12 protein-coding genes are annotated in these 11,949 nt (G+C 68.2%); 10 read left to right on the forward strand and 2 right to left on the reverse strand.

The features are described 5' to 3' along the window. The first annotated feature begins 21 nt into the window (after window positions 1–21). Window positions 22–1,371 (forward strand): xylulokinase, encoded by a 1,350-nt coding sequence (locus ABQF13_RS11125; RefSeq protein ID WP_448392798.1) that lies wholly within the window; start codon window positions 22–24, stop codon window positions 1,369–1,371. Here ABQF13_RS11125 and ABQF13_RS11130 read toward each other — a convergent pair. Both ABQF13_RS11130 and ABQF13_RS11135 read right to left on the reverse strand, forming a co-directional pair. After that, entirely contained in the window at window positions 1,350–2,246 is an 897-nt protein-coding gene (locus tag ABQF13_RS11130) for a class I SAM-dependent methyltransferase (protein ID WP_448392799.1), read from the reverse strand. The genes ABQF13_RS11125 and ABQF13_RS11130 overlap by 22 nt on opposite strands. Continuing rightward, entirely contained in the window at window positions 2,243–3,172 is a 930-nt protein-coding gene (locus tag ABQF13_RS11135) for a class I SAM-dependent methyltransferase (protein WP_448392800.1), read from the reverse strand. The genes ABQF13_RS11130 and ABQF13_RS11135 overlap by 4 nt, the downstream gene beginning before the upstream one ends. Window positions 3,173–3,428: 256 nt before the next feature. On the opposite strand from ABQF13_RS11135, the gene secY reads away from it, so the two are divergent. The 9 genes from secY (at window position 3,429) to ABQF13_RS11180 (ending at window position 11,928) form a co-directional block, all read left to right on the forward strand. Beyond that, window positions 3,429–4,766, forward strand: a complete 1,338-nt coding sequence (gene secY / locus ABQF13_RS11140; RefSeq protein WP_448392801.1) for a preprotein translocase subunit SecY — start codon at window positions 3,429–3,431, stop codon at window positions 4,764–4,766. Further along, entirely contained in the window at window positions 4,763–5,308 is a 546-nt protein-coding gene (locus ABQF13_RS11145; RefSeq protein WP_448392802.1) for an adenylate kinase, read from the forward strand. The genes secY and ABQF13_RS11145 overlap by 4 nt, the downstream gene beginning before the upstream one ends. A 3-nt stretch (window positions 5,309–5,311) precedes the next feature. After that, complete coding sequence (gene map / locus ABQF13_RS11150) at window positions 5,312–6,109, forward strand: type I methionyl aminopeptidase (protein ID WP_448392803.1); 798 nt, start codon at window positions 5,312–5,314, stop codon at window positions 6,107–6,109. Window positions 6,110–6,254: 145 nt separating this feature from the next. Next, a complete protein-coding gene (locus ABQF13_RS11155; RefSeq protein ID WP_448392804.1) occupies window positions 6,255–6,779 on the forward strand; it encodes a sigma-70 family RNA polymerase sigma factor in 525 nt (174 codons plus the stop codon). Further along, window positions 6,776–7,486, forward strand: coding sequence for an anti-sigma factor family protein (locus ABQF13_RS11160; RefSeq protein WP_448392805.1), 711 nt, complete (start codon window positions 6,776–6,778; stop codon window positions 7,484–7,486). Before ABQF13_RS11155 ends, ABQF13_RS11160 begins: the two co-directional genes overlap by 4 nt. A 73-nt stretch (window positions 7,487–7,559) precedes the next feature. After that, window positions 7,560–9,257: a thiamine pyrophosphate-binding protein gene (locus ABQF13_RS11165; RefSeq protein WP_448392806.1), complete on the forward strand. Its 1,698-nt coding sequence runs from the start codon at window positions 7,560–7,562 to the stop codon at window positions 9,255–9,257. Beyond that, the gene (locus tag ABQF13_RS11170) at window positions 9,238–9,903 is read left to right on the forward strand and encodes a DUF8713 domain-containing protein (RefSeq protein WP_448392807.1); all 666 of its coding nucleotides are present in this window, start codon (window positions 9,238–9,240) and stop codon (window positions 9,901–9,903) included. The genes ABQF13_RS11165 and ABQF13_RS11170 overlap by 20 nt, the downstream gene beginning before the upstream one ends. 4 nt (window positions 9,904–9,907) lie before the next feature. Continuing rightward, window positions 9,908–10,918 carry a 3-oxoacyl-ACP synthase III family protein gene (locus ABQF13_RS11175; protein ID WP_448392808.1) on the forward strand — a complete coding sequence of 337 codons (1,011 nt, stop codon included), beginning with the start codon at window positions 9,908–9,910 and terminating at the stop codon, window positions 10,916–10,918. After that, window positions 10,918–11,928, forward strand: a complete 1,011-nt coding sequence (locus tag ABQF13_RS11180) for a pyridoxal phosphate-dependent aminotransferase (protein ID WP_448392809.1) — start codon at window positions 10,918–10,920, stop codon at window positions 11,926–11,928. The genes ABQF13_RS11175 and ABQF13_RS11180 overlap by 1 nt, the downstream gene beginning before the upstream one ends. Window positions 11,929–11,949: the final 21 nt, after the last annotated feature.

The raw sequence follows: 11,949 nt of genomic DNA on the forward strand, positions 1-11,949 counted from the left end.
TGCTGGCGTACGGTGACGCCCGTGTCAGCCAAAGACGTCACAATCGGCGTCGACATCGGCACCACCGCCGTCAAGGCCGTCGCCGCCGACGCCGACGGCCACGTGCTGGCCAGGACACGGATTCCCCATCGGCTGCGGGTGCCTGGGCCCGACCGGCTCGAGCACGACGCCGACGAGGCGTGGCGGCGCGGGCCGCTGACCGCGCTCGCCGAATTGCGCGTGCCGGACGCGGCGGCGGTGGCCGTCACCGCGATGGTGCCCTCGCTGACCGCCGTCGACGCCGAGGGCCGGCCGTTGACCCCGGGCCTGCTCTACGGCGACAGCCGCGGACGCGCCTTCGACGCCGGGCCCGACACCCGGTTCCTCACCGGCGAGTCGGTCGAGTTGCTGCGCTGGACCGCGCGGCAGGCCCCCGGCGCGCACGGCTACTGGCCCGCGGCCGCTGCCGCCAACCACGCGCTGGCGGGGGAGGCGATGATCGACACGACGACGGCCGGCACCAGCTACCCGCTGTACGACGGCGACGGCTGGAGCGAAAAGGTCTGTGCCGATTGTGAAGTCACGCCGGCACAGATGCCGCGCGTCGCGGCGACCGGCACGCCGGCCGGCCGGGTCCACGACTCCGACGCGGTGCTGGCGGCCGGCGCGGTGGACGCGGTGTGCGAGCAGATGGTCGCCGGCGCCGACGACGTCGGCGATGTGTTGGTGCTGTGCGGTACGACGCTGATCGTGTGGACGATGATCGAGTCGTACCGCGAGGTGCCCGGGCTGTGGACGCTGCCGCACCGCATGCCGGGCAGGTGCCAGATCGGCGGGCCGAGCAACGCCGGCGGGCTGTTTCTGGGCTGGGCGGACCGCCTGTTGGGGCCGAGCGCGGGCGCGGCCGTCGACGCGCGACGGGTGCCGGTGTGGTCACCGTACGTCCGCGGTGAGCGGGTGCCCTACCACGACCCGGACCGCCGCGGCGTGCTCGACGGCCTCGACCTCACCCATGACAGCGCCAGCGTGCGCCGCGCCGCCTACGAGGCATCCGGGTTCGTCGTGCGCCAACTCGTCGAGCGCAGCGGCGCGCAGGCCGCGCGCATCGTGGCGACCGGCGGCGGCACCCGCGTCGCGCCGTGGATGCAGGCCGTCGCGGACGCGACCGGGCTACCCGTGCACCTCAGCGCGATACCCGAAGGGGCCGCGCTGGGCGCCGCGTTCCTGGGCCGGGTGGCCGTTGGGCTGGAGTCGTCGCTTACCGACGGGTCGCGCTGGGCACGCACCGGACGCGTCGTCGAACCCGACCCGCAGTGGACGGCGCCGACGCAGGACCGCTACGCCCGGTTCCTCGAACTCGCCGATGGGCGTCAGAGCACCGCGCTCAGGTAGCTCATATCGGCGAACATTCCGATGGTCTCCTCCTCGGGGAAGGTGAACCCGTTGGCGGCGTAGGCTTCTCGCATCGACTGCGCCGACACCGTCCAGCCGTGCTGGGTCAGGTACTCGACAACGTCGTTGCGCTCATCGTGGTAGATCAGCTCGCCCATTTCGATGTTCGAGCCGTACTTCTTCATCCGGTCGGCGATGCGCTGCGAGCGCTCGTCGGAGAACATCGTGATGTCGGGGATGTGTTCGGTGGCCAGTCGGCTGCCGGGCGCCGACAGCTCTGTGATCCGGTCGAACAGTAGGTCCTGCGCCTCGGGCGGTAGATAGATGAGCAGGCCTTCGGCGATCCAGGCAGTCGGCTGAGCCGGGTCGAATCCGTTGTCGCGCAACGCTTGAGGCCAGTCCTCGCGCAGGTCCACGGCGACCGTGCGACGGTCGGCGGTCGGCTGCGCACCCAACCTCGCCAACGTCGCGGTCTTGAACTCGATGACTTCGGGCTGGTCGACCTCATACACCGTGGTCCCGGCCGGCCACGCCAACCGGTAGGCCCGGGCGTCCAGACCCGCCGCCAGGATCACCGCCTGGCGCACCCCGGCCGCGGCGGCGTCGGTGAACAACCGGTCGAAGTGGCGCGTGCGCACCGCCATGCCCTCGGCGGCCCTGCGCACGTTGAACTCGGGGTCGACGGCCTCCAAATCGATCTCGCCGTCGATGGCCTGGGTGAAGAAGTCGAGCCCGACCGCGCGTACCAGCGGCTCGGCGAACGGGTCGTCGATCAACCCCTCGCGGTGGGCCAGCACACGCTGCGCGGCGACCATCGTCGCCGTCGCACCCACGCTGGAGGCCAGATCCCAGGTGTCGCCATCGGTACGGCTCATGCGGAAAGTATCCCGCTGACGTACTGCAGCTCACCGAAGTCGGCGGCCTCCTCGTCGTCCAGCGGCGGCAACCCGTTGGCGACCAGCAGGTCCCGGACGCTGTGGCGGGTCAGCCGCCACCCACGGTCATCCAGGTACGCGGCGGCCTCGTTGCGGTCACCGAGGTAGACGAGCTCGGTGAAGTCCAGGTCGAAGCCGTGCTCACGCCACCGCTGCGCTGCGGCGCGCATCCGCTCGACCGCCTGCTCCTGACGGTCGGGATCGATCCGGGGCACGCTCTCCACCGCGATCCAGCTGCCGGGCGCGCTCAGCTCGGTGATCGTATCGAGCAGGCGGTCCTGGGCGCCGGGCGGCAGGTAGCCCAGCAGGCCTTCAGCGCTCCACGCCGACGGCTGGCTGGGGTTGAAGCCCGCCGCGATCAGCGCCGACGGCCAGTCAAAGCGCAGGTCCACAGCGACCGCGCGACGGTCAGCGGTCGGTTCGGCGCCCAATTCCGCCAGCGCGGCGCTCTTGAACGCGATCACCTCCGGTTGGTCGATCTCATAGACGACGACGCCGGCGGGCCACGCCAACCGGTAGGCGCGCGCGTCCAGCCCCGACGCCAGGATCACCGCCTGCCGCACGCCGGCGCGCGTGGCGGCTGCGAAAAATTCGTCGAAGTACTTGGTTCGCACCGCCATGTTGTCGGTCATCCGCTGCATGCCGCCCATGTTGCCGTCGTCGTCGAAATCGGCGGGACGCAACTCCCCGGTGACCAGCCGGGTGAAGAAATCCACGCCGACCGCACGCACCAGGGGGTCGGCGAACGGATCGTCGATCAGGGGCTGCTCGGCGTTGGTGGCCAGCGCCCTGGCGGCCGCGACCATCGTGGCCGTCGCCCCGACGCTCGAAGCCAGATCCCAGGTGTCGTTGTCGGTCCGAGTCATCTGATTCCTTACATCCCTGTCGCTAGTTAGTAGATATAACGAGATGCTTGACACGCTATGTTCCCGAGCTGAGAGACTGCTGTGAGTCTGGGATTCATGGCGAGGCGTTTCCAACTGTTACTCTCGTAGACTGTTTGACGGGTAACTTCGCAGGCTGCGCGCTCGGCGGAGGTCCGCACACGACTTAACCAAGACGCTGGTCACACCAGCCCAGTTCGTACGCTGCGGCCACAAGGTCGGCTGCGCAGGAGGAAGAGTGCTTTCGGCTTTCATCTCATCGCTGCGGACAGTCGACCTGAGGCGAAAGATTCTTTTCACCCTGGGCATTGTCATCATCTACCGGGTCGGCGCATCGATCCCGTCGCCCGGCGTGAACTACCCGAACATCCAGAAGTGCATCGCCGAGGTCAGCGGCGGCGACGCCGGGCAGGTCTACTCCCTGATCAACCTGTTCTCGGGGGGCGCGCTGCTCCAGCTGTCGGTGTTCGCGGTCGGCATCATGCCCTACATCACCGCCAGCATCATCGTGCAGCTGCTGACCGTGGTGATCCCGCGATTCGAGCAGCTGCGCAAGGAGGGTCAGGCCGGCCAGACCAAGATGACGCAGTACACGCGTTATCTGACGATCGCGCTGGCGATCCTGCAGGCCACCAGCATCGTGGCGCTGGCCGCTAACGGCGGGCTGCTGCAGGGCTGCTCGCTCGACATCATCCAGGGCCAGAACGACGGCATCGACATCTTCGTGCTCGTCGTCATGGTGCTGGTGATGACCGCGGGCGCGGCGCTGGTGATGTGGATGGGCGAGCTGGTCACCGAGCGCGGCATCGGCAACGGCATGTCGCTGATCATCTTCGCCAGCATCGTCTCGGCAATGCCCGGCGAGGGCCAGATGATCCTGGAGAGCCGCGGCGGCCTGGTTTTCACCCTGGTCTGCGCCGGCGCGCTGGCCATCCTCATCGGCGTGGTGTTCGTCGAGCAGGGCCAGCGGCGCATCCCCGTCCAGTACGCCAAGCGGATGGTGGGCCGGCGAATGTACGGCGGCACGTCGACGTATCTGCCGCTGAAGGTCAACCAGGCCGGTGTTATCCCGGTCATCTTCGCGTCGTCGCTGATCTACATCCCACAGCTGATCACGCAGTTGATCCAGAGCGGCAGCGCCAGCCCCGGCACCGGCTGGTGGCAGCGGTTCGTCGCCGAGAACCTGTCCAACCCGTCCGACCCGATCTACATCGCGGTCTACTTCGGCCTGATCGTGTTCTTTACGTACTTCTACGTGTCGATCACATTCAACCCCGACGAACGCGCCGACGAGATGAAGAAGTTCGGCGGCTTCATCCCCGGTATCCGACCGGGTGCGCCGACCGCCGACTACCTGCGTTATGTGCTCAACCGGATCACCCTGCCCGGCTCGATTTACCTGGGCGGCATCGCCGTGCTCCCGAACATGTTCCTGTCCGTCGGCGGTAGCGGTCCGGTGCAGAACCTGCCGTTCGGCGGTGTTGCGGTGTTGATCATGATCGGCGTCGGGTTGGATACGGTCAAACAGATCGAGAGCCAGCTCATGCAACGCAACTACGAAGGGTTCCTGAAGTGAGGGTCGTTCTGCTCGGGCCACCCGGTGCCGGTAAGGGCACCCAGGCCCAGAAGCTCTCCGAGAAGCTCGGCATCCCGCAGATCTCGACCGGGGACCTGTTCCGCAAGAACATCGGCGATGGCACCCCGCTCGGGCTGGAGGCCAAGCGCTACCTCGACGCCGGTGACCTGGTGCCCTCGGAGCTGACCAACAAGCTCGTCGAGGACCGGATCACCCAGCCCGACGCCGCGGACGGCTTCATCCTCGACGGGTACCCACGGTCGGTCGAGCAGGCCAAGGCGCTCGACGAGATGCTCAAACAGCGCAGCACCGAACTCGACGCGGTGCTGGAGTTCGCGGTGTCCGAAGAGGAGCTCTTCAAGCGCCTCAAGGCCCGTGGCCGCGCCGACGACACCGAGGAAGTCATCCACAACCGGATGCAGGTGTACCGCGATGAGACTCAGCCGCTGCTGGAGTACTACCGCGACAACGTGCACACCGTCGACGCGGTCGGCGGGCTCGACGAGGTGTTTTCTCGGGCGCTGCAGGCGCTCGGCAAGTAGCAGATGATCGGACTCCCCGGCTTGCGCAACCGCAAGGTCATCGCCCAGCGCACCTCCGCCGAACTCGACGCAATGGCCGTCGCGGGCGCACTGGTGGCGTCGGCCCTGAAGGCCGTGCGGCAGGCGGCCGTGCCGGGGGTGTCCACGCTCGAGCTCGACGAGATCGCCGAGTCGGTGATCCGCGACGGCGGCGGGGTGCCGTCGTTTCTGGGCTACCACGGTTTTCCGGCGAGCATCTGCTCCTCGGTGAACGAGCGCGTCGTGCATGGCATCCCGTCGGCCAGCGAGACGCTGGCGGCGGGGGACCTGGTGTCCATCGACTGCGGCGCGATCGTCGACGGCTGGCACGGGGACTCGGCGATCACGTTCGGTGTCGGGCCGCTGATCCCCGTCGACGAAACGCTGTCGCAGGCCACTCGGGAGGCCATGGAGGCCGGGATCGCCGCGATGGTGCCCGGCAACCGGCTCACCGATGTCTCACACGCGATCGAGGTCGGCACCCGCGCCGCCGAAGCGCGTCACGGCCGCAAGTTCGGCATCGTCGCCGGCTACGGCGGCCACGGGATCGGCAGGCAGATGCACATGGACCCGTTTCTGCCCAACGAGGGGGCACCCGGTCGCGGACCCTATCTGGCGCCCGGGTCGGTGCTGGCCATCGAACCCATGCTGACGCTGGGCACCACCAAAACCGTGGTGCTCGAAGACGAATGGACCGTCGTCACCGCCGACGGTTCTCGCGCCGCGCACTGGGAGCACACCGTCGCCGTCACCGAAGACGGCCCCCGCATCCTCACGCAGTAGCTTCAGGCCGCCGCGAACGTGGGTTACCCGCACACTTTTGTGGGAGGGGGTAGACGTGCGGGTAACCCACGTTCGGCGGACTGGGCGAATGGGCGAATACTGAACCGGACGACCGGCAACCTCGTATCTCTGATGGAGGTTGAGTTTGGACGACCCGGATGCCCTCGACGCCAACGTCATGCGGCTGCTCTACGACGAGCATGCCGCAGCCATCTGGCGCTACGCCTTGCGGCTGACGGGGGATACGGCCCGGGCGGAGGATGTCGTGCAGGAGACGCTGTTGCGTGCTTGGCGCCATCCCGAGGTGGCCGCCGACCGGGAGCGCTCACCTCGGGGGTGGCTGTTCACCGTGGCGCGTAACCTCGTTATCGACGAGCGACGCAGCGCCCGCTTCCGCAGTGAAACCGGCACGCCGGACATGGAGAAGACGGCGGACCGCGCTGGTCCCGACGAGGTGGAGACGGCACTGGACCGGATGCTGCTTGGTGAAGCCATTCGTGAACTGTCCGAGGAACATCGGGCCGTCATCCGCCGCGCCTACTACCAGGGCTGGACCACTGCGCAGATCGCCGCCGATCTGCAGATCGCCGAGGGCACGGTGAAGTCGCGGCTGCACTACGGGGTGCGTGCGCTGCGGCTGAAGTTGCAGGAGATGGGGGTGACGCGATGACCGAATCCGGTTTCCCCCGAAGCGATGACGATCGCTACCTCACCTGGGACGCCGCCTACGTGCTGGGTTCGTTGTCCAGCGAAGAGCGCCGCGAATACGAGGCGCACCTGCAGACCTGTGCGCGGTGCCGGACCGCGGTCGCCGAACTCGGCGGCATACCCGCGCTGCTGGCCACGATCGACGTCACCGATATCGACCAATGCGACCCGCCCGCGTTGCGGCCCGAGGTGCTCGACACCCTGCTGGACAAGGTGCATGCGCGACGCAGGCGGACCCGTTGGGTCACCACCGCCGCGGTCGCGATGGCCGCCGCGCTGCTGGCGCTCGGTCTGGTGCTCGTGCTGCGTCCCGGGGTGCTGGACACCCAACCCCCCGCGCCGCAGGCCTCGGGCACCGAACTGGAGATGGTCAAGGTGTCCGAGACGCCGATCAACGCCACGATCACCGTCACCGGCTACGGCTGGGGCACCCGTATCGACATGGCCTGCACCTACGGCGACTGGGGTCAGCGCGACGCGCCGCCGCAGAACCTCGGCATGGTGGTGATCGGCCGCGACGGCAGCCGCGAACAGGTCGCGACCTGGCTGGGGCTGTCCGGTGCCACCGCGCTGCCGAGCGCCAACACCCCGATGCAGCCGAATGAAATCGCTGCGGTGCAACTGGTTTCGGCCGATGACGACCAGGTGCTGCTGGAACGCCGGCTGTGAATCGCGGCGCGCGTTGAACCCAACCGGGTAGCTCGCCGTATTCCGGGGGTAAGCGTGCGAAAGCGGGGCAGCGATGGCGCATCGGGTGGTCGACCACATCGTCGAATATCTCGCGGCGATCGGCGTCGAGTACATCTTCGGCGTCGACGGCGCCAATATCGAAGACCTCTACGACGCCGCCCACTTCCGCGACGGGATCACCGCGGTGCTGGCCAAGCACGAGTTCTCCGCGGCGACCATGGCCGACGGATACAGCCGCAGCGGAGCCGGCCTGGGCGTGCTGGCCGCCACCTCGGGCGGCGGCTGCCTGAACACGGTGCCCGGGCTGGGGGAGGCATTCGCCAGCCGGGTGCCGGTGCTGGCGCTGATCGGGCAGTCCCCGACGGTGCTCGACGGACGCGGGGCGTTCCAGGACACCAGCGGACTCAACGGCGCGCTTGATGCGCACGCGCTGTTCTCCGCGGTTTCGGCGCACTGCAGACGCGTGCTGACCCCGGCCGACATCCAAGCGGCGCTGCCGGAGGCGATCGCCGCGGCTCGAAGGTTGCGCGGGCCGTCGGTGTTGTTGTTACCCAAGGACGTTCAGCAGGCCGAACTGCCCGTCAACGGCGGCGCCGGGGTTTCAGATGAGCTTCGCAGTCAACTCGGCGACCCACACCCCATCGGGCGCGCGCTGCGGCGCGCCGACGGGCCCGTCACGATCATCGCCGGCGAACAGGTCGCTCGCGACGATGCGCGCGTCGAACTCGAACGGCTGCGGGCCCAGGTGCGCGCCCGGGTGGCCTGCGTGCCCGACGCGAAAGATGCTGCGGGTACGCCCGGTTCGGGATCGTCGTCGTTTCTGGGCGTGACGGGCGTGATGGGACATCCCAGCGTCGCCACCGCCGTCGCGGGCAGCGCGCTGTGCCTGTTGGTGGGCACCCGCATGACGGTGACGGCGCGCGCCGGGCTGGAGACCGCGCTGGCGGCGACGTCGGTGTACTCCATCGGATCCGACCCGCCGCACCTGCCGTGTACCCACGTGCACACCGACGATCTGCGCGGCTCGCTGATGCTGTTGACCGCGGCGCTGTCCGGTAACGGCCGCGCCACCGGCGTGCGGGTGCCCGACGCGGTGCCGCGCACGTGCCTGGAACCACCGGCACACGGCGGTCCGGGGATCCGGTACCGCGACGCGATGAGCGTGATCGACGGCGCGCTGCCCGACGGCACCGACATCGTCGTCGACGCCGGAAACATCGGCGCATCGGCGATCCATCACCTGCCGGTGCGCCGCGACAGCCGGTTCCTCGTCGCGCTCGGCATGGGCGGTATGGGCTACAGTTTCGGCGCCGGTGTCGGTATGGCGTTCGGGCGTCGGCGCCGCACCGTGGTGATCGCGGGCGACGGCGCATTTCTCATGCACGGCATGGAGATCCACACCGCGCTGCAGTACCGGCTGCCCGTGACGTTTCTGTTGTTCGACAACCACGCGCATGCGATGTGCGTGACCCGCGAGCAGCTGTTCTACGGCGACCGCTACAGCTACAACCGGTTCGGCCCGAGCCGGCTCGGAGCCGGTCTGGCCGCGATGTTTCCGGGGCTGGCCTCGTTCGACGTCGACGACCTCTTGCGGCTGCCTGCCGCGTTGGATACCGCACTGGCGGTTGACGGTCCGTCGGTCGTCGGCGTCGAATGCTCGGCAGACGAAATCCCGCCCTTTGCAGCTTTTCTCACCTCAGCCGTTGCCCGCGCAAAGGAGAGCAGATCCCATGTCGTTGCCCGCACTTGATGACATCGTCGCCCACCGAGGTACCACCGACCCGCTCGGCGGGCTCGTCCGCGTCGAGACGTCACCGCGGGAGAAGGCCACCCCGATCATCATGGAGATGATGCGGTCGGTCTATCCGCACGACGACGTGTTCGGCGAATTCTGCACGGTCAACAGCCATATCGACTGTCCACCCGACGAATTGTTCGAATACATGTCCGATACCCGCAGCCTCGAGGAGTGGACCTACAGCCTGCGTGGCTTCACCACCACCGAAGAACCCGGGCTGTGGCTTGCCTACGACCGGCTCGGCTCAGAGACCCGGATCTTCACCCGCACCCACGCCAACAAACAGGCGATGACGGTCGACTACCACTGCGCGTGGGACCAGGGCAAGCACCTCTGGATGATCTATTTGATGCGGATCGTCGACGCGCAGTCGGTGTTCAACAAGCCGGGATCCGTGGTGTTGTGGACCAACTGCCATCACCCGTTCTACGACCACAACCCATATCCGGAAACTGCACCGCCGCAGCGACCCGTGTGGGTCGGCGACTTCTGGGACATGTTTGGCGCGGGCCACCTGCTGGAGTTGCAGAACCTCAAGGCGATCGCCGAATACCGCTATTCCAACGGGCTTCCCGTGACACCGGACTGGATGAGGTGAACAGATGACCGTCAGCCTGCTGGATATCGCCAGCTATCTGCCGGGTGAGCCGATCGGCGCGAGCTACTACGCGCAGTTCGCCGAATCAGATGCACTGCGCGACAACGTGATGTTCCGCGCGCCGCGCTACCGTCACCACGTCGGCCCGGATGAGACCGCGGTCGACATGGTCGAGCGCGCCGCGGCGGACCTGGTGCAACGACACGGGGCCGACGTGATCGCCGGCGTCGACGTGCTGATCACCCACACCCAGCTACCGGACATGCCGTTCTACGGCGCCGGTGGCGCGGTCGCGTATCGGCTTGGGATGAAACCGAACTGGGTGCTGGATCTGCACAACGGTGGCTGCGCTGCGTTTGTCCTCGGGATGCAGCTGGCACGTCAGCTACTGGCGTCGGGTGCGGGACAGACGGCGTTGATCGCCGTCGCGCAGAACGCCGCCGGGCAGGTGTTCGACCAACCGAGTGTGCGGCGAAAGGCGCAGGCCGCGGTCCCGGGCGACGGCGCCGCGGTGGGTTTGGTCGCGGTGTCGGAACGCTCGCCGATCCTCGACGTCGAGTGCCGCACCTACGGGGAATTCGCCGGGGATATGACCATCGCAGTTGATCCGCCGCGCAAATGGTGGCAGCCGGGGCCCGGTGAGGGCTACATCGGATTCACCGATGCCAAGATCACCAAGGTGCTCGCGCGGGGCAACCGCCAGGTTCCCGAGGTGTCCTATGCCGTGTGCGACCGCATCGGCCTCAAACCCCAAGATCTCGACCTGCTCGTCACCAACCAGCCCAACCGGGTGTTCCTGCGCAACTGGCGCGAAGCGCTCGAACTGCCCAAGGAGCGCCACGTCGACACGTTCGACGAGTGCGGAAACCTGTTCGCCGCGGGCATCCCGATCAACCTCGACCGGGCCGTCACCGAGGGTCGGTTGCAGGCCGGTGACGTGGTGATGATGGCGGCGTTCGCCCATGCCGGCGACTTCGCGGGCGCGGCCGCGGTGCGGTGGGGCGGTCGCGGCTGATGACCACACCGGAAGGTGACGGCGGCGTACTACCGGACGTGATGAGCCCGTTCGCGTTGTCGCTGAACGAGAATCCGTTCCCGCCGCTGCCCGCGGTGCAGATGGCGCTGAGCGCCTCGATCGGTTCGGCCAACCGGTATCCGGAGTATCTGCCGCAGCGGTTGCGCTCGATGATCGCCGCGCATATCGGGGTGCGCGACGAACAGGTGGTCCTGGGCGTCGGCGCCACCGGTGTGATCATGCAGGTGCTGCAGGCGGTGACGTGCCCCGGCGAGGTGCTGGCGATGACGTCACCGACGTTCGACGGATATCCGGTCTTCGCGCGGATGGCCCGGCTGGTGCCGATCACCGTGCCGTTGGACAGCCATGGCCGGCACGATCTGGAGGCGTTGGCGCGCGCCGCGGCCGACGCGCGGGTGGTGGTGGTGTGCCGGCCGCACAACCCGACCGGCACCATCGAGACGCCCGCCGACATCGAGGCGTTCCTGCGGTGCGTGCGGCCCGACACCGTCGTACTGCTCGACGAAGCCTACGTCGAGTTCCTGGCACCGGAATCGCGGCTCGACGCTGCGGGACTGGTCGCGCGCTTTCCGAATCTCGTGGTGCTGCGGACCTTCTCGAAAGCCTACGGCCTCGCCGGACTGCGTATCGGCTATGGCTTCTGCGCCCAGCCACTGGCCCGCAGGCTGTGGGCCATGCAACTGCCGTTCGGCATCGCGAGCACCGGTCAGGTGGCCGTCGAGGCCTCCTATGAGGCGGAAGCCGAGCTGCAGCAACGCATCTCGATGATCGCCAACGAATCTCGCTACCTGCGGATGCGGTTGGGTTCGATGGGCGTGTACAGCACCGACAGCCACGCCAACTTTGTCTACCTGCCGCGCCGTGACCGGGACTGGACGCAGGTGTTCGACGGCGCCGGGCTGCGGGTGCGCCACTACGCCGACGGCGGCGTGCGCATCACCGTCGGTGACCGCCGCTCCACCCGCGCCGTGCTGGCCGCCGTACGTTAGAAATCAGCGGCCCGGGCGCGC

The sequence above is a fragment of the Mycolicibacterium sp. XJ879 genome, assembly GCF_053483935.1.

Coding starts and splice junctions, on each gene's coding strand:
- ABQF13_RS11130 (WP_448392799.1), bottom strand. CDS start 2,246: ATGAGCCGTACCGATGGCGACACCTGGGATCTGGCCTCCAGCGTGGGT.
- ABQF13_RS11135 (WP_448392800.1), bottom strand. CDS start 3,172: ATGACTCGGACCGACAACGACACCTGGGATCTGGCTTCGAGCGTCGGG.
- map (WP_448392803.1), top strand. CDS start 5,312: ATGATCGGACTCCCCGGCTTGCGCAACCGCAAGGTCATCGCCCAGCGC.
- ABQF13_RS11160 (WP_448392805.1), top strand. CDS start 6,776: ATGACCGAATCCGGTTTCCCCCGAAGCGATGACGATCGCTACCTCACC.
- ABQF13_RS11165 (WP_448392806.1), top strand. CDS start 7,560: ATGGCGCATCGGGTGGTCGACCACATCGTCGAATATCTCGCGGCGATC.
- ABQF13_RS11170 (WP_448392807.1), top strand. CDS start 9,238: ATGTCGTTGCCCGCACTTGATGACATCGTCGCCCACCGAGGTACCACC.
- ABQF13_RS11175 (WP_448392808.1), top strand. CDS start 9,908: ATGACCGTCAGCCTGCTGGATATCGCCAGCTATCTGCCGGGTGAGCCG.
- ABQF13_RS11180 (WP_448392809.1), top strand. CDS start 10,918: ATGACCACACCGGAAGGTGACGGCGGCGTACTACCGGACGTGATGAGC.